This is a genomic window from Streptomyces violaceusniger Tu 4113, assembly GCF_000147815.2.
Taxonomy (GTDB): domain Bacteria; phylum Actinomycetota; class Actinomycetes; order Streptomycetales; family Streptomycetaceae; genus Streptomyces; species Streptomyces violaceusniger_A.
Genome location: NC_015957.1, coordinates 9,809,572 through 9,825,886, shown reverse-complemented (window position 1 = coordinate 9,825,886; position 16,315 = coordinate 9,809,572). Strand labels below are relative to the sequence as shown.

The 16,315-nt window shown below is 68.9% G+C and carries 15 protein-coding genes; 7 read left to right on the top strand and 8 right to left on the bottom strand.

Features of this window, described 5'->3' with window-relative positions:
• Positions 1-185: 185 nt before the first annotated feature.
• Complete coding sequence (locus tag STRVI_RS40130; protein ID WP_043237309.1) at positions 186-1,466, top strand: L,D-transpeptidase; 1,281 nt, start codon at positions 186-188, stop codon at positions 1,464-1,466.
• A 238-nt stretch (positions 1,467-1,704) separates the two neighbouring features.
• Positions 1,705-2,487, top strand: a complete 783-nt coding sequence (locus STRVI_RS40125; RefSeq protein ID WP_014061282.1) for a VOC family protein — start codon at positions 1,705-1,707, stop codon at positions 2,485-2,487.
• Between the two features lie 67 nt (positions 2,488-2,554).
• On the opposite strand, the gene STRVI_RS40120 is transcribed toward STRVI_RS40125, so the two are convergent.
• Positions 2,555-4,018 (bottom strand): DUF2079 domain-containing protein, encoded by a 1,464-nt coding sequence (locus STRVI_RS40120; protein ID WP_014061281.1) that lies wholly within the window; start codon positions 4,016-4,018, stop codon positions 2,555-2,557.
• A gap of 83 nt (positions 4,019-4,101) precedes the next feature.
• Here STRVI_RS40120 and STRVI_RS40115 point away from each other — a divergent pair, with 83 nt between their 5' ends.
• The 4 genes from STRVI_RS40115 to STRVI_RS40100 all read left to right on the top strand — a co-directional run bounded on the left by STRVI_RS40115 (position 4,102) and on the right by STRVI_RS40100 (position 7,346).
• On the top strand, positions 4,102-4,812 hold the full coding sequence (locus tag STRVI_RS40115) for an HNH endonuclease family protein (protein WP_043237306.1): 711 nt from the start codon (positions 4,102-4,104) through the stop codon (positions 4,810-4,812).
• 332 nt (positions 4,813-5,144) lie between these two features.
• Positions 5,145-5,762 (top strand): SurA N-terminal domain-containing protein, encoded by a 618-nt coding sequence (locus STRVI_RS40110; protein ID WP_014061279.1) that lies wholly within the window; start codon positions 5,145-5,147, stop codon positions 5,760-5,762.
• A complete protein-coding gene (locus tag STRVI_RS40105) occupies positions 5,723-6,778 on the top strand; it encodes a nucleoside triphosphate pyrophosphohydrolase (protein WP_014061278.1) in 1,056 nt (351 codons plus the stop codon). The genes STRVI_RS40110 and STRVI_RS40105 overlap by 40 nt, the downstream gene beginning before the upstream one ends.
• A 148-nt stretch (positions 6,779-6,926) precedes the next feature.
• Positions 6,927-7,346 carry a DUF6479 family protein gene (locus STRVI_RS40100; protein WP_014061277.1) on the top strand — a complete coding sequence of 140 codons (420 nt, stop codon included), beginning with the start codon at positions 6,927-6,929 and terminating at the stop codon, positions 7,344-7,346.
• A 153-nt stretch (positions 7,347-7,499) separates the two neighbouring features.
• On the opposite strand, the gene STRVI_RS40095 is transcribed toward STRVI_RS40100, so the two are convergent.
• The 7 genes from STRVI_RS40095 to STRVI_RS40065 all read right to left on the bottom strand — a co-directional run bounded on the left by STRVI_RS40095 (position 7,500) and on the right by STRVI_RS40065 (position 14,256).
• Positions 7,500-8,873 carry a tryptophanase gene (locus tag STRVI_RS40095; protein WP_014061276.1) on the bottom strand — a complete coding sequence of 458 codons (1,374 nt, stop codon included), beginning with the start codon at positions 8,871-8,873 and terminating at the stop codon, positions 7,500-7,502.
• A gap of 47 nt (positions 8,874-8,920) precedes the next feature.
• Complete coding sequence (locus STRVI_RS40090) at positions 8,921-10,063, bottom strand: tryptophan dimethylallyltransferase family protein (RefSeq protein ID WP_014061275.1); 1,143 nt, start codon at positions 10,061-10,063, stop codon at positions 8,921-8,923.
• A 342-nt stretch (positions 10,064-10,405) separates the two neighbouring features.
• Complete coding sequence (locus STRVI_RS40085; protein WP_014061274.1) at positions 10,406-11,752, bottom strand: cytochrome P450; 1,347 nt, start codon at positions 11,750-11,752, stop codon at positions 10,406-10,408.
• 9 nt (positions 11,753-11,761) lie between these two features.
• On the bottom strand, positions 11,762-12,352 hold the full coding sequence (locus STRVI_RS40080; protein ID WP_014061273.1) for a GTP-binding protein: 591 nt from the start codon (positions 12,350-12,352) through the stop codon (positions 11,762-11,764).
• Positions 12,327-12,698 (bottom strand): DUF742 domain-containing protein, encoded by a 372-nt coding sequence (locus tag STRVI_RS40075; RefSeq protein ID WP_014061272.1) that lies wholly within the window; start codon positions 12,696-12,698, stop codon positions 12,327-12,329. The genes STRVI_RS40080 and STRVI_RS40075 overlap by 26 nt, the downstream gene beginning before the upstream one ends.
• Entirely contained in the window at positions 12,695-13,096 is a 402-nt protein-coding gene (locus STRVI_RS40070) for a roadblock/LC7 domain-containing protein (protein WP_014061271.1), read from the bottom strand. The genes STRVI_RS40075 and STRVI_RS40070 overlap by 4 nt, the downstream gene beginning before the upstream one ends.
• Positions 13,093-14,256, bottom strand: coding sequence for a sensor histidine kinase (locus tag STRVI_RS40065; RefSeq protein WP_014061270.1), 1,164 nt, complete (start codon positions 14,254-14,256; stop codon positions 13,093-13,095). The genes STRVI_RS40070 and STRVI_RS40065 overlap by 4 nt, the downstream gene beginning before the upstream one ends.
• A 650-nt stretch (positions 14,257-14,906) precedes the next feature.
• Here STRVI_RS40065 and STRVI_RS40060 point away from each other — a divergent pair.
• Entirely contained in the window at positions 14,907-16,184 is a 1,278-nt protein-coding gene (locus tag STRVI_RS40060; RefSeq protein ID WP_014061269.1) for a cytochrome P450 family protein, read from the top strand.
• Positions 16,185-16,315 lie beyond the last annotated feature (131 nt).

The window sequence follows — 16,315 nt, the reverse complement described above, 5'->3', positions numbered from 1 at the left end:
GCGAATACGGGGCGAAGACGGCTGAGCCGTACGGGTCCGGGTGCCGGCGGGTCTTAGGCTTGTCCGGTGTCTTTGCTAAGTGGCCTTGCGCACAGTTTTACTGTGCGTGGAACCGGCCAAAAGGTGCAGGCGTTCTTTTCAGGCAGGTCCGGGGTTTCTGGGGTCCAGGTCAAGATCCAGGTCAAATGGAGAAGCGTGTGATGACGGACGGCAAGCGCCGTAAGGGGCTGGTGGCCGCGGCCGCCGTGCTCGGCGGCGTACTCACTCTCGCCGCGTGCGGCGGCGGGGACGGCGGCGGCGACGACGCCAAGAACGACGGGAACAAGTCGCAGTCGCAGGTCGACGAGGCAGCGGCCAAGGACGCGTCGGACGCCCACATCAAGATCACGCCGAAGGCCGGTGCGACGAACGCGGGCATCAACAGTGACACCAAGGTCACGGTCAGCGGGGGCAAGCTCAACTCCGTCACCATGACGTCCGCGGCGACCGGCAACACCGTGGCCGGGACCATATCTCCCGACAAGACGTCCTGGAAGCCGAGCGGGCAGCTTGAGCGGGCCACCCAGTACAAGATCGTCGCGTCCGCCGAGGACTCCAAGGGCCGTAAGGCGACCGAGAACTCGTCCTTCACCACCGTCTCGCCCGCCAACAGCTTCATCGGCAACTTCACGCCGGAGGACGGCTCCACGGTCGGCGTGGGCATGCCGGTGTCGATCCGGTTCGACAAGGCGGTGACCAACAAGAAGGACGTCGAGTCCCACATCAAGGTCACCTCCAGCAGCGGCCAGCAGGTGGTCGGCCACTGGTTCGACGGGAACCGGCTCGACCTGCGCCCGAAGGACTACTGGAAGGCCGACTCGACCGTCACCCTGAAGCTGCACCTGGACGGCGTCGAGGCGGCGCCCGGTGTCAAGGGCGTCCAGGAGAAGACCGTCAACTTCAAGATCGGCCACTCGCAGGTCTCCACGGTGGACGCCGAGTCCAAGGAGATGAAGGTCGTCCGCGACGGCAAGCTGCTGAAGACCATCAAGATCTCGGCCGGCAGCCCCGACAACACGACCTACAACGGTCAGATGGTGATCTCCGAGAAGTTCAAGGAGACCCGGATGAACGGTGCGACGGTCGGCTTCACGGACGACGACGGCAAGGGCGAGTACGACATCAAGGACGTGCCCCACGCGATGCGGCTGTCCACCTCGGGCACCTTCATCCACGGCAACTACTGGGGCGCCAAGTCCATCTTCGGCAGCGCCAACACCAGCCACGGCTGTGTCGGCCTGTCGGACACCAAGGGAGCGGGCGACCCCAACACGGACGGCGCCTGGTTCTACGACAACTCCCAGGTCGGCGACGTCGTCATCGTGAAGAACTCCAAGGACAAGACCGTCCAGCCGGACAACGGCCTCAACGGATGGAACATGGACTGGAGCCAGTGGGTGTCCGGAAGCGCCGTCGGCGGCGCCTGACACACCCTCTGCTCACCACCGCCGGGCGGCGGTCGGCCTTCGGGTCGGCCGCCGCCCGGCGGTTTCGCGGCAGACCCGGGAACGGCCGGAAAGCCGTGTGCACGGCCGGTCACGGACCGGTGCGCGCGGTAGCGGTCCCCGTCGAGTGGCGTGCCGCCCCGGCCGGAGGAGAATGAGCCGAAGGGGGCCATCCCATCCGGCCATGCCCGGCCGGAGGTGGCGATACGGAGGCGGCCCCATGCCCGAAGTCACGTCTTATCAGCCCGGAACGCCCTGCTGGATCGATCTGATGATCCCCGACCAACGGGCCGCCCTGGACTTCTACTCCGGGCTGTTCGGCTGGGAGGCGGAGGTCGGCCCTCCGGAGGCCGGGGGCTATGCGATGTGCACCCTGAAGGGCAAGCCCGTCGCGGGGGTCATGTCCGCGCAGTCGATGACCGGGGAGGGCCCGCCGCCGGCGGTGTGGACCACCTACTTCTGCTCCGCCGACGCCCAGGCCACCTCGGAGGCCATCAGCCGGGCCGGCGGCACCGTGCTGCTGCCGGTCATGGACGTGATGGACCTCGGACGGATGCTGGTGGCGGCCGACCCGCTGGGGGCCGTCTTCGGCGTCTGGCAGCCGCTCGGCTTCTCCGGCGCCGGTCTCGTCAACGAACCGGGCACGCTGATCTGGAACGAGCTCAACACCACCGACCGGGAGGTGGCTTCGGCCTTCTACGCGGAGGCGCTGGGCCTGGAGTCGACCCCGATGGAGGGCGCCGAGGGCTACTTCGCGCTCTCCGTCGACGGCCGCACGGTCGGCGGTCTCCAGCCGCTGCGGGAGGGAATGCCGGCGGAGGTGCCCCCGCACTGGCTGGTCTACTTCGCCGTCGAGGACGCCGACCGCTCCGCGGCCAAGGTGTCCGCGGAGGGCGGCACGGTCCTCCGCCCGCCGTACGACATGGTCGCGGGCCGGATGTCCCTGGTGAAGGATCCGCAGGGGGCGCCGTTCGCCCTCATCGCGCCGAAGCCCATGAGCTGAGCCAAGCCCATGAGCTGAGCCGCGGGCCGAACCGGCGCGGACCCCCGCTCGGTCCCGGCCCAGGACCTCAGCCCCGCTTGAGGACGAAGTAGCCCGAGGTCGAGCCGATGGGCGTGTACCGCGTGTCCGGGTGGAGTTGCCCCGCGTAGTCGACCACCTGCCGCACGGTGCGCTCCGGCGGCTCCTGCAGGGCTATGTAGTCCGGCTGTATGTCCTCGGTGGCGCCGACCCACAGCACCCGGCAGCGGCTGGTGAGCCGGCTTATGGGCCCGACGTTGGCCTCCACCGTCGCCCCGTCCGGGATCCGGTCCAGCAGCCGCTCCACCGCGCCGGCCTCCGGCGGCTTGTCGTAGGTGGCGCCCTGGGTGAGGCCGTACAGCGGCATGGAGGACGACAGCGCCAGGGCCGCGCCGCACACCGCGGCGGGCAGTTGGCGGGCGTACGAGGCCAGCCAGGGCCGCTGGGTGGCGCGGGTGCGGTCCAGGGCGTCCACCAGGGCCAGCAGGACGACCGGCATCAGCACCGCGCTGTAGTGCCAGTCGGTGCCCCAGTAGTGGTCGTCGTGGGAGAGGAAGCGCCAGCCGAGGGTGGGCACGGCGGCCAGCAGCAGCGGGGAGCGCAGCGCCAGCAGACCGGTGGTCGGCAGCAGGATCCACAGCAGGGTGCGCAGCGCGGTGCCGAAGGGGATCGTGCCGGTCTGCTCACCGCCGTTGCCGACCTTGTCCCAGTAGTCGTACGAGCCCCCGCCGTTGAAGCCGGGGATGACGACGCCGAGCGCGAGCGCCGAGACGATGACGCCGAAGCCCATCAGCGCGACGGCGAGCGGGACGGCGCGGGGGCCGCGCTCGGGGTCGCGCCGGGCGCGGATCCACACGACCGCGCCGATCGCGGCCACGGTGGCGCCCATGTCCTCCTTGACGAAGACCAGCGGGGCGGCCCACAGCATCGCCGGATACCAGCGCTTGCGGATCACCGCCTCCAGGGAGAAGGCGATGAGCGGAACGGCGAAACATATCTCGTGGAAGTCGAAGTCCACGGCGCGCTGGACGCCCCAGGAGACCCCGTAGGCGATGCCGATCGCGAGCCCCCGGCCGCGCCCCAGCAGCCGGGCGGCGACCCGGGTGACGGGGACGGCGGAGACGGCGAACAGCGCCGCCTGCGCGACCAGCAGCGTGACGGGGCCGGGGAAGAGCCGGTAGACGGGGCCGAGCAGCGCCGTGATGGGGCTGAAGTGGTCGCCGAGGATATTGGCGCCGGGGCCCTTGAGATCGGCTATGGGGGCCTGGAAGTGCGCGTATGCCCGTATCGCCTGCTCGAAGATGCCCAGGTCCCAGGACATGGTGGCCATGCGGCGGAAGCGGCAGACCGACAGCGCCGTGAAGGCGGCGAAGAGGGCGAGGGCCAGCCAGTACGGATCGGCCCGCGGATGCCGCAGTAAACCCGCTCTCACCACGAGCCGGGTACGCCCCGTGGTGACGGCGGTGGCGCTCTCGGCGCCGGTGCCGGGCGGAGCGGTTGCGGCCGTGTCCATCCAGGGTCCTTATCGTGTGGGCGGTCTGTGCGAAAAGATACGCGAAGGGGGCGGGAAGGTTGCAGGGACGGTTTCGCATACCGATGCGGAGTTCTGTGGCGGTGCTGGCCGCGCTGTTGGCGGTCGGCGGCTGCAAGGCCGGTGACCAGGACGGTGACCAGGGTGGCGGCAAGGGTGGCGGCAAGGGCGGGGGCGTTTCGAGCGGGCCCGCGGCGTCCGGATCGGCCCTCGCGGCTGTGTCCTCGCTCACAGTCAAAGGGCGTGCGCCGAAGACGGGTTATGAGCGGAGCGAGTTCGGCAGCTCGTGGGTGGACACCGACGACAACGGCTGCGGGACCCGCGACGACATCCTCAAGCGGGACCTGAAGGACGTGAGGTTCCGCGACGGCCACTGCCTGGTCGCCTCGGGCACGCTCACCGACGATCCGTACACCGGCCGCGATGTGCGGTTCGTCCGGGGCCGCAGCAAGGTGGACATCGACCATGTGGTCGCGCTGTCGGACGCCTGGCAGAAGGGCGCCCAGAAGTGGGACCGGGACAAGCGCCTGGCGTTCGCCAACGATCCGCTCAATCTGATCGCCGTGGACGCGTCCGCCAACCGCCGTAAGGGAGACGGCGACGCGGCGACCTGGCTGCCGCCCAACAAGGCGTACCGCTGTGCCTATGTGGCGCATCAGGTGGCCGTGAAGAAGGCGTACGGGCTGTGGGTGACCGAGGCCGAGAAGGGCGCGATGAAGCGGGTGTTGGGCGGCTGCCCCACGGCCGAACTGCCCGCGCGCTCCGGCGGCCGCTAGGGTCTGTCGTTTGGATCAGGCCGGATCAGGGAGCGGGGTCAGGGGGTACCACCCAGCGGTAGCTGGGGGAGCGTGCGGTTGCAAGGCGGAGGAGGGAGTCGACGCGAGCGTCGGCGAGTGACGGCAACGCCGCAGATGCGCGTGCCAGACCCCGCGAGCCCGGCCTGATCCAAACGACAGGGCCCTGGGCCCGCGCCGGCCGATGACGGCCGGAGGCTGACCAAGACCGCGGTGAATCGTTGTCCAAGCAGTGGCCTAGGCCGCGCCGACTCCATACCATCGATCAACGCCAGATCGTTTGTCGCGCCGCACGATCTCTGCCGGGAGGCTCAATGATCCGCCGCCATACTGCGCTCTCCGTCTCCGCCGCGTCCGCGCTCCTCCTCTCCGCCCCGCTGCTCACCGCGTGCGGCGAGGCCCCGCGGCCCGGCGCCGCGGCGGTCATGGACGGCGGCCGGATCACCGTGTCCGAGCTCCAGGGGCAGGTCAAGGCCGTCCAGGAGGCGCAGCGTCATGATCCGAGGGCGGCTCAGATGGTCGCGGGCAGCGGCCGGCTGAACCAGGACACGCTGATCCGGATGATCCAGTTCCGGGTGATCGAGCGGGCCGGTAAGGACAACGGGATCAGCCTCACCCGCCGCGAGATCCAGCGCGCCCGCTCCGCCGCCGAGGGGCAGAGCGGCGGGGCCACCGCCCTGCGGGCCCTGTATCTGCAGCAGGGCATCGCGCCCGGCGGGATCGACGAGGCCGTCCGGATGGACCTCACGCGCAACGCCCTGCTGCGCAAGCTGGGCACCTCCAAGGTCAACCAGGTGTTCGCCCGGACCTCCAAGGCGCTCGACATCAAGGTGAACCCCCGCTACGGGAAGTGGGACAACACCCAGGGCACCGCAGTCCTCGCCAGGGAGGCATGGCTGCGCACCTCCGGCGGCACCCCGGAGCAGGCGTAAGTTACGTTGCAAGGGTGACCGCAGCCGACTCGCCCGTCCCCGCCGATGCCGCCCCCACCGGCCGTATCGTCCTCCTCACCACCACCCACCGGGTGGCGCCGGGGCTGCTGTCCTGGCCGGCCTGGCAGGCGCTGCACGGCGCGGACCGGGTGCTCTCCGGCGATCCCGACCATCCGCAGCTCCCGTATCTGCGGGAGGCGGGCGTCGAGGTGGAGCCGGGCTCACCGGCCGCGCGCGAGCTGGTCGACTACTGCGTGGCGGGGGGCGGCCGCACGGCCGTCGTGCTCACCTCCGCCGAGGGCGAGTCCGAGCTGACCGACGGGCTGGCGCGGCTGGCCGGATCCGGCCGTGAGGCGATGCCGGACCTGGAGCTGCTGCCCGGTTCCTACGATCTGCCGGGCGCGCGGCTGCTCGATCTGGTGCAGGTCATGGACCGGATCCGCGCCGAGTGCCCGTGGAGCGGCACCCGGACCAACGAGGAGCTGGTGAAGTACGGCATCGAGGAGGCGTACGAACTCGTCGAGGCCATCGAGGAGGGCGACCGCGAGGCGCTGCTGGAGGAGCTCGGCGACGTGCTGCTGCAGGTCGTCTTCCACGCCCGGATCGCCCAGGACGACCCCGAGGACCCGTTCTCGATCGACGATGTGGCGGGCGGCATCGTGGACAAGCTGATCCACCGCCATCCGCATGTCTTCGGCGACGAGGCCGCCGAGACCGCCGAGGATGTCAGGCGGCACTGGCTGCGGACCAAGGCGGCCGAGAAGCAACGCGATTCGGTCACCGAAGGGGTGCCACTCGGTCAGCCCGCGCTCGCGCTGACCGCCAAGCTGGCCTTCCGCGCCCGTATGGCCGCCCTCGACGTGGCCCTGCCGGACGGGGCGGGCGTCGGCTATGAGCTGCTGGCGCTCGCGGTGCGCGCCGAGGCGGACGGCGTGGACCCGGAGGCGGCGCTGCGCGCGGCGGCCCGTGCCTACCGCGACGCGATACGGGCGGCGGAGGGCTCCGCGGGGCGGTGACGCGGCGCGGTGATCCGGGGCGCGGTGACGCGGCGTCGGTGATCCGGGGCGCGGGTGCGGGGCGGGTGACGCGGCGCGGTGACGCGGGCGGGGTGTGACGCCCGTGGGGCCGGAGTGATATCCGGGCGGGTCCGGGTACCCGGCCGCCATGGATACGTACACCGAGGATCTCGCCGTGCCCCGGGACCTGTTGATCGGGACCGGGCCGTTCATCGTCGGTCTGGTGGTCGTCATCCTGTGCTTCGGGGCCGTGTGGTGGGGGATACGGCTACGGGCCCGTGAACCGGTCCCGCCCCAGCAGCCGCAGCCCCGCGCCGGCGCCTGGCAGAAGGCCCAGGAGGCCGACCACGAGGCGCGGGCGGCGGGCCATGGCCCGGGGCATCAGGACGACGACGCCGGCGTCGGCTATGTCACCCAGCACCGCGAGCCCGATGAGCTGGCACGGGACCGTGGCCGCCGGTTCCCGTCCGAGCTGGGCGGCTCGGGGACGCGGGACTCCGGCAAGGGCGGCGCCGAGGGCCGGCCGACCTGGACCGAGGGCGGCAGCGGCTCGTTCGGCAACGGCTGAGGCGCGAGCCCGGCCACGGGGCACCGGGGTACGGGCCGCCCATCGCGCCGTAGGCGCATGACGCGGGCGCGCGATACGGGCGCATGACGGGGGCCCGGCACCGGTGGTGTCCGGTGCCGGGCCCTTGTCCGTGCCCCTGATCGTGCGGCGCGGTCAGCCCGTGATGGGCACCGGCACCAGCGTGGCGCGGAAGTGGCGCAGGATCGGCGACTGGTCGGTGATCCGGAAGCCGTACACCTGGTCCGCGTTCTTGGCGATCTTCGCGAGCGTCTCGCCCACGTGGTCGTAGTGGCTGCGGGTGTAGACCCGGCGCGGCAGGGCGAGCCTGACCAGCTCGTACGGCGCGCTCTTGATCGGGTTCCCGTGCTCGTCCTCCTCACCGAGGTAGAGCGAGCCCAGCTCGGCCGAGCGGATGCCGCCCTCCAGGTAGAGCTGGCAGGCCAGGGCGTGGCCGGGGTACTGGTGCGGCGGGAGGTGCGGCAGCAGCCGCCCGGCGTTGAGGTAGAGCGCGTGCATGCCCGGCGGCTCGACGATGTCCACGCCCGCGTCGCGGACCCGGTGGGCGAGGTGGGAGGCGATCTCGGCGCGCTCGGCGAGATAGCTCGGCTCGGTCACCTCTTTCAGCCCCTGCGCCATCATGTCGAGGTCGCGTCCGGCCAGACCGCCGTAGGTCGCGAACCCCTCGGTGGCGATGAGGAGCAGCTCGCACTTCTGGGCGAGCTCCGGGTCGTTGGTGCCGATGAAGCCGCCGATGTGGACGATGCCGTCCTTCTTGGCGCTCATCATGCAGCCGTCCGCCAGCCGGAACGCCTCCTCCGCGACCTGCCGGGGGGTGCGGTCGCGGTAGCCCTCCTCATGGCGGGTGACCAGCCAGGCGTTCTCGGCGAACCGGGCGGCGTCCAGGAAGAGCGGGACGCCGTGCTGACGGCACAGGGCCGCCGTCCGCTTGAGGTTGTCCATGGAGACGGGCTGGCCGCCGCCGCCGTTGTTGGTGATGGTCATGACCACCATGGCGACCCGGGAGCCGTCGGGCCCGGACAGCGTCTGGGCGAGCGCCTCCAGGTCGATGTTGCCCTTGAACGGCTCGGTGCTGTCGAGGTTCTTGGCCTCGGGACACGGCAGGTCGCGCGCCTCGGCCTCGTTCAGCTCGACATTGGCCCGGGTGGTGTCGAAGTGGGTGTTCGACAGCACGAGGTTGCCGCGCTCCAGCAGGGTGGTGAACAGCACCCGCTCGGCGGCGCGCCCCTGGTGGGCGGGGAGGATATGCGCGTAACCGGTGAGCTCGGTGACCGTCTCGTGGAACCGGTAGAACGAGCGGGAGCCCGAGTAGGACTCGTCGCCGGCCATCCCCGCGGCGAGCTGGGCGGCGGAGAGCGCTCCGGTGCCCGAGTCGGTGAGCAGATCGATGGTCACCTCTTCGGCGCGCAGATCGAAGAGGTTGTAGTTCACCCGCTGCAGCGCCTCTTCGCGCTGCTGCCGGGTGGTGAAGGGGATCGGTTCGACGACCTTGATCCTGTACGGCTCCACGCTGACCGCTGCTCCTGTCTTTTCGTTGTTCCGTGTCTCGGCGGATGTCACAGCCCTGCCCGCACCCGGTCGCGGGTGGGGACCGTCTCCCGCGGCGGCCGGGTCCGGTACGCCTCGGAGGAGACGTAGACGGTCACCCGCTGCGGCCGGCCGCGCTCATGGACCAGCGCCAGGTAGGCGATCAGGCCGACCCCGTCGCCGAGGGGGCGCGGGCTCACGGCGGCCAGCGCCCGGTCGAGTGCTGCACTGTCCATGTCATGGCTGCGCAGCACGGCGACCGCCCTCTCCCGCGCCTCGCCGTCGTGCCGGACGTAGTCGCGGACGGGCACGTGGAGGGTGTATCCGCTGGGCAGCCCGGTCGCCGTCTCCGTGAAGGAGTGGCAGGTGAGGGCGGGGCGCCCGGTGAGCCGGACGGCGTCCTCATCGGCGGTGAGGTCGTCGGCGGGGAGGTCCCCCGCGGTACGGAAGAACTCCTCCAGCCGCTCCGGGCCCGGTGCGGGCGACATCCGGGGGAGGGAGCCCGCCTCGGTGGGGGACAGGCCGGGGTGCTTGAGGTAGACCTTCACCCGCGGGGCGTCCCAGTCGCCGAGGTCCAGGGCGAAGAACGGGAAGCCGTCCGACCGGGGCAGCGAGTCGAACGCCTGCCGATGGCCCAGCCTGGCCAGCGCCTCGCGTACCGTCTCGGCGGCCCGGTCGGCGCCGTTCGCCGAGGGGTTGAGATAGACCTTGATCCCGGGGACGCCGCCGGGGCGGAGTTCCAGGGCGCACCACAGGGCCAGCGGGCCCTCGGGGGAGTGGGGGAAGAACAGGTCCTCGAGCCGGTCGAGCTGGTCGGTCGAGAACCCCCAGCGGTCCGCCATGGCGTGGATCGCCTGCAGACCGGCCCGGCCGTTCTCCGCGAGGTCGTCGCCCCGGGAGCAGCCCGGTTCCACCAGGACCCGCAGGTCCGGAGCCTGGCCCGGCAGAAAGGCCAGGGAGAACTCCACGGGGCTGTGGTCGTCGGACAGAAACGTCCGAGACGGGGGTGGCAGCGCCAACGGCCGTCCGGCCGAGGCGCCCAGACTCTCGATCAGTACCCCGGTGTAGGCGGCCGTATCGGCCTCGCTGAGCCCCGCCACCTGGCACAGCCGGGTGAGCTGGCTGGTGGCGAGGTCGCCGAGCAGCGCCTCACCCGAATGGAAACCGTTCATCGAACCTCCCGCTGAATCGAGAGGAACGGCTGTTTGGGTTTGTGCGGCGGGGTAATCGGGCGGTCATGCCCCACGAGAAGATACCCGCCCCGTGGGGCGGGTATCTCGGCTCCCATCGCGTGTGCTTCCGCGAAATTAGGGTAGGTGTTCGATTGGCCGCGGGGGTGGTGCAGTCGGGATATGAGTGAAACCGCGGATCGTCGACCGACAGTGGTGTCGTCGGCGGCGGGAGACCTCACGACAGCTCCTCTTAGGAAAGGGCCAACAAAATTTGCGCGATAGTGCCTACCCGTTCAGTTGAACATTCATGCGGTATGAAATGGGTTCCGGATGTGGTGTGGATCACGCTCTCCACCATGAGAGGAACGAACTCCACAAGCCGCCCTTCTCCTGCCTATTCTGGGCGTGCCCGCGATGGTCGCCCGTCGGTATCTGTTGCTGTGCAACGGGCTGTTTGTCCGTACGTATCGGAGTGAATCGGGCAGGCAGTGCGGTCAGCCCACGGTTGAACGGACCGGGGCGCCAAGTCAGGCTCGACTCGGGCACCGCGAGTTCAATATCGGGCAACTGGTTGAGCAGTTTTTCGATGGCCACCACACCGATGAGCTGAGCGGTGTCCTTGGCCGGGCAGGCGTGCGGACCCGCGCTCCAGGCGAGGTGCGCCCGCTTGCTGAGCTGCTGCCGGGAGGCGGACAGCGCGGGGTCGGTGTTCGCCGCCGCGATGGAGACCAGTACCAGATCGCCCGCCCGCAGCCGGGTTCCGGCGAAGTCCACGTCGGAAACCGGGTAATGGGGGGCGTAGTTGGACATCGGCGGGCTGTTCCACAGCACATCGTCGAGGGCGTCCTCGACCAGCAGCCCGGCTCCCGCGTACCGCTCGTCGGAGAGCAGGAGCAGCAGCGCGTTGGCGATGAGATTCCGCTGGGGCTCGGCACCGGACCCCAGCAGCAGGACGAGCTGATGAGCCATTTCCTCGTCGGTGAGCTGGGCATGGTGCTGCATAAGCCAGGAGGTGACATCTTCCCCGGGCTGCCTGCGCTTCAGGGCGACAAGTTCGCTGAGGCTTTGGACGAGGACCTCGTTCGCCTTCTCCGCGTTGATGCCGTCGAACATCCCGGAGATACCGAAGATGACCCGGTCGCCGATTTCCGCCGGGCATCCGAAGAGCTCATTGAAAACAAACAGCGGCAGCAGCTTGGCATAGTCATTGAGCAGATCGGCCGAGCCGCGGGAGGTGAACTGGTCCATCAGATAGTCCGCGACGCGCTCGACATGGCGGCTCAGTCGATGCGTATCCACCCGGGCCAGGCTGTCGGTCACCGCCTGACGCAGCCGCATATGCTCCGCGCCGTCGGTGAACATGCAGTTCGGCCGGTATTCCAGCAGCGGGGCGACCGGATTGTCCCGGGTGACCTTGCCCTCGTTGTAGTCGCGCCAGCGGCGCGAGTCCTTCCGGAAGGTGTCCGGGTTCTGCAGCAACTGAAGGGCTGCCGAGTAGTCCGTGACCAGCGTGGCCTCGACACCCGGGGAGAGCTCGACCGGAGCGGTCGCGCCGAACGAGCGCATATACGTGTAATAGGCACCCGGATCGGCGGTGAACTCCGGCCCGTACAGCGGCACCCGCTTGCCACTGCCATGGGCGGGGCAGCCGGGTGGTGGCACCGCCGAAAAATCCGATTGCATGTTCATCAGGTGCTCCTAGCGGGTACGTTCCTGTAGGTAACGGACAAGCGCCATCAGGGCATTGGCCGATGACTTCTCGTCACGTGCGTCACAGGTGACGATGGGGGTCTCGGGCAGCAGATCGAGCGCCTCGCGCAATTCTGCGTCGGGGCGGGCCGGCGTGCCGTCGAAGTGATTGACGGAAATCGCATAGGGAAGTCCGTAGTGCTCCACCAGGTCGATCACCGGGAAGGATTCCTTGATGCGTTCGGGATCGACGAGGATCAGTGCCCCGAGAGCGCCTCGGGTCATGTCCTCCCACACCTGGACGAAGCGCTCCTGTCCGGGCGTGCCGAAGAGATAAAGGACAAGTCTCTCGCTCAGCGTGAGCCGGCCGAAGTCCATGGCCACGGTGGTCGTGGTCTTGCCTCGGGTGCCCATGAGGTCATCGACATGCGCTCCGGCCTGAGTCATCCGCTCCTCGGTGCGCAGCGGAGGAATCTCGGACATGGTGCCGATGAACGTCGTCTTTCCGACCGCGAAATGCCCCACGACGAGGATCTTGGCCGCGATCTGCACCGCTTCGTTCAGATAGACATCGTCATCCGAAACGGGCCTGGAGCCCATCCAGCACCTCCTGAAGGAGCGAAACGTCGACAAGCTGCGCGGGAGGCGCGGGGGCACGGGTGATGAGGTATCCGTCCGATGAGAGATCGGACAGCAAGACCTTCACAATGCCGATCGGCAGCCCCATATGCCCCGCTATCTCGGCAACCGAGAGATAACCACCCGCGCACAGCTCCAAGAGGCTGCGCTTCTCCGGGTCGAGCTGACTGGGGGGTCTCTGTTCGGACGCGGTGACCAGCGTGATCAGGTTGAACTGGTCATTCTCCGGAAGTCCGCGACCGTTCGTGATGACGTACGGTCGCACTAATTGAGCGGACTGGGGCTCCTGCTCGCCTGGTGCCGTCATGCCTGAATTCCGGTGTTTTCGCGAGGTGGTGTGGACAGCGCCTTGCCGAGCTGCCCGACAAGCTGCTGCATCCGGAAGGTGATGTCGGCCATGTCGACGTCCGGGGCGGAGGAGACCGCCAGATACGCGCCCTCACCCGCGGAGATGAGGAAGACCCAGCCACCGTCGAACTCGACCAGGGTCTGGCGCCATGTCATATGGGAGCCACCGCAGAAGCCGGCCATGGTGCGGCTCAGCGACTGGATGCCGCTCATCGCCGCGGCGACGGTGTCGGCCTCGTCCTTTTTGACCTCTTGAGAACGGGCCATCAGCAGACCGTCGGCGGAGACCAGGATCGCATGACGAGCCCCTGGTACTTCCAGGGCGCTCTCAAGCATCCATGACAGGTCGTTGTTCACTGAGGATCATGCCCTTCCCTGTTCGGGTTTGCTGAGCGTCCGGACTGCGTGCCGCGCTGGAACGCGCCCATGATCGATGCGGATTCCTCGCTCGTCCGGGCCGGGGCACTGGTGGAGTCCGCTCTGGGGACGATGGAAATCGAGCCCTTACGGCGACGTTTGGGCAGGCCCCCGGCAGTGGCACCGCTCACGGTCGAACCGCTGACGGTGGCACCGGTCATGGCGGAACCGCTCGGCTGCGGCTGCGGCTGCTCGGCCTCGGCGGGAACGTGGGTCGTCGGCTGCTCTTCCGGCTCGGGCATATTGGTCAGAAGGTCCTCGGGGAGAAGCACGACCGCGCGTACACCACCGTAGGGAGAGGCCGAATCGACGGACACCGTGAAGCCGTAGCGCGCGGCGAGCACACCGATCACCGCGAAACCGAACTGCGGCGGATTGCCCAGTCCCGTTACACCGGTGGCGTGCGTGGCCGAGAGCAGCTTGTCCGCCCGGTTCTTCTCCTCCTCGTTCATACCGACACCGGCGTCGTCGATGATGACGCAGACGCCCTTGGGGACGGTGCGGATGGTGATGTCGATCGGCGAGTCGGGCGCGGAGTAACTGGTCGCGTTGTCCAAAAGCTCGGCCAGCGCCAGCGCGACCGGTTCCACGGCCCGGCTGACCAGGGCGAAGTTGCTCTGTGAGCGGATTTCCACCCGGGTGTAGTGCCGGATGCGGCCCTTGGCGCTGCGGACCACGTCGTACACCGACGCGACGGCGCGCTGCCGACCCAGCCAGCCGTCACACAGCACCGCGATGGACTGCGCACGCCGACCGAACTGCGAGTTCATGTGGTCGATCTCCAGAAGGTCCTGGAGAAGCTGATGCTCGCCGTATTTGTCCTGTGTCTTGGAGATGGCCAACTGCTGCTCGTTGGCGAGGCCCTGAAGCGTACGCATAGCGGACTTCAGCGCGCTCTTGGTGGCCTCCTCGGCGCGGTTGTGAGCCTCCTGGACCGCCTCGGCGTAATTGTTGTCGAGGTCGGCCGCGCGTTTCTCGAGCTCCGCCTTCTCCTGGCGCAGATTCGCCCGCGCCTTTCGCCCGCGAACAATGGCGGTTGCGGCGAGAGGCGTGCCAGCGATCAGGGCCCAGAACGCTGGATCCTGTAGATATTGCGTCATTAAGACTCTCTTTGAACGACTAGACCGCCAGGGACTTTAGGGAGGTGTGGTGCGTTATGCGTCTGAAAGGTGCCTGAGCAGCGGTAAGTCAGCGCCCGTACGGCGCCCGCGGGTTCCGGGGACATCGCACTCGTCTTGCCGACGGCAGCGCACAGGCGTCGGTGCGCCGGAACGGCTCCATATGCCCAACTGGCGGCATAATGCTCCTCAGAGTGGGGACCCTCTCGGCTGATGTGCCGGATCGCCGTGTGTCTTACGCGCCCTTGGCTCGCCTGGCAAGCGCGGTGATCGTATCACCGGTATCACTGGGCCCCGTGCATGTGCCCCAGTCCCATTCGTTCACCTGACGTCGTTTCAGCCACACCGCCAGTTCACCGCGTTGACCGACGTCAGGGCATGCCCCGGGGGTTCGTATCGGGGCGGCGCGGGCAACCACCGAACGGCGGTCGCAGCCATCAGATATCCGGGCATTCGACCCGCGCTGTGCATGGGTGGTGAAGGGTGTGTGGAGATGAATGAGGAATTCCGCTGGACATTCATCCCGGTCATTGCTCTCTTATTCTCTTTGTTCTGCTTATTCACTTATTTCTCTGTTGCCCGTTACTTCCGACAGGCCGGAGGGGGCGACTGGTCGCGGGTATCGTCGGGGCGTGTCGGAACAGCCTCGTGACAGCTCCGCTCCCACCCTCTTCACCTGGGAGTTCGCCACCGATCCCTACCCTGCGTACGCCTGGCTGCGCGAGCACGCCCCGGTGCACCGGACCACGCTGCCCAGCGGTGTCGACGCCTGGCTGGTGACCCGTTACGCGGATGCCAGGAAGGCGCTGGCCGATCCCCGGCTCTCCAAGAACCCCCAGCGGCACAGCGCGGCGGCTCACGCAAAGGGCAAGGTGGGCATTCCCGGCGAACAACGTGCCGACCTGATGACGCATCTGCTCAATATCGACCCTCCCGATCACACCCGGCTGCGACGGCTGGTCTCCAAGGCGTTCACCCCGCGCCGGGTGGCCGCGTTCGCCCCTCGGGTACAGACCCTCACCGATCAGCTCATCGACGCCTTCGAGGAAAGGGGAGAGGCGGACCTGATCCATGAGTTCGCCTTTCCTCTCCCTATTTATGCGATCTGCGATCTGCTCGGGGTGCCGCGCGAGGACCAGGACGACTTCCGGGACTGGGCCGGCGCGATGATCCGGCACGGCGGAGGCCCGCGCGGCGGCGTGGCCCGCGCCGTGAAGAGGATCCGCGCGTATCTCGGCGAGCTGATCCACCGCAAGCGCCTGGAGCTCGTGGAGCGGAGGGAAGAAGAGGACGGGGAGGACCTGATCTCGGGGCTGATCCGGGCCAGCGACCACGGTGAGCACCTCACCGAGAACGAGGCCGCGGCCATGGCCTTCATCCTCTTGTTCGCCGGCTTCGAGACCACAGTCAACCTCATCGGCAACGGCGTCTACGCACTTCTGCGCCATCCGGAGCAGCGCGCCGTCATGCAGCGGGCCCTGGAAGAAGGGGACGAGCGGCTGCTGGCCGCCGGGGTCGAGGAGCTGCTGCGCTACGACGGGCCCGTGGAGATCGCCACCTGGCGGTTCGCCACCGAGCCGCTCACCCTCGCGGGGCAGCGCATCGCCGAAGGGGAGCCGGTGCTGGTGGTGCTCGCCGCGGCCGACCGGGACCCCGAGCGGTTCGCTGAGCCCGACGTCCTCGACCTCACCCGCCGCGACAACCAGCACCTCGGCTACGGCCACGGCATCCACTACTGCCTCGGCGCCCCGCTCGCCCGGCTGGAGGCGCAGACCGCGATCGCCACCCTGCTGCGGCGCCTGCCCGGACTGCGGCTCGCGGCGGAACCGGAGGATCTGCGGTGGCGCGGCGGGCTCATCATGCGCGGGCTGCGCACGCTCCCGGTGACCTGGGATTCCGCGGACCGCTGAGGCTGCCAAGCCCCGTACTACGGACATTGGTGACGAATGATCAGTCGTGTGACCGTGGCGTGACCTGGGATACATCGGCTTGTGATGATCGAGTGCCCTCGCTATGTTCACCGGCAACCGAGTTCGCCATA

What these genes read in the sequence shown, in the direction of transcription:
- STRVI_RS40085 (WP_014061274.1), bottom strand. Translation starts at nt 11,752, where the DNA reads ATGAACATGCAATCGGATTTTTCGGCGGTGCCACCACCCGGCTGCCCC.
- STRVI_RS40090 (WP_014061275.1), bottom strand. Translation starts at nt 10,063, where the DNA reads ATGAACGGTTTCCATTCGGGTGAGGCGCTGCTCGGCGACCTCGCCACC.
- STRVI_RS40120 (WP_014061281.1), bottom strand. Translation starts at nt 4,018, where the DNA reads ATGGACACGGCCGCAACCGCTCCGCCCGGCACCGGCGCCGAGAGCGCC.
- STRVI_RS40100 (WP_014061277.1), top strand. Translation starts at nt 6,927, where the DNA reads ATGGATACGTACACCGAGGATCTCGCCGTGCCCCGGGACCTGTTGATC.
- STRVI_RS40065 (WP_014061270.1), bottom strand. Translation starts at nt 14,256, where the DNA reads ATGACGCAATATCTACAGGATCCAGCGTTCTGGGCCCTGATCGCTGGC.
- STRVI_RS40075 (WP_014061272.1), bottom strand. Translation starts at nt 12,698, where the DNA reads ATGACGGCACCAGGCGAGCAGGAGCCCCAGTCCGCTCAATTAGTGCGA.
- STRVI_RS40105 (WP_014061278.1), top strand. Translation starts at nt 5,723, where the DNA reads ATGGCTGCGCACCTCCGGCGGCACCCCGGAGCAGGCGTAAGTTACGTT.
- STRVI_RS40130 (WP_043237309.1), top strand. Translation starts at nt 186, where the DNA reads ATGGAGAAGCGTGTGATGACGGACGGCAAGCGCCGTAAGGGGCTGGTG.
- STRVI_RS40115 (WP_043237306.1), top strand. Translation starts at nt 4,102, where the DNA reads ATGCGGAGTTCTGTGGCGGTGCTGGCCGCGCTGTTGGCGGTCGGCGGC.
- STRVI_RS40125 (WP_014061282.1), top strand. Translation starts at nt 1,705, where the DNA reads ATGCCCGAAGTCACGTCTTATCAGCCCGGAACGCCCTGCTGGATCGAT.
- STRVI_RS40110 (WP_014061279.1), top strand. Translation starts at nt 5,145, where the DNA reads ATGATCCGCCGCCATACTGCGCTCTCCGTCTCCGCCGCGTCCGCGCTC.
- STRVI_RS40080 (WP_014061273.1), bottom strand. Translation starts at nt 12,352, where the DNA reads ATGGGCTCCAGGCCCGTTTCGGATGACGATGTCTATCTGAACGAAGCG.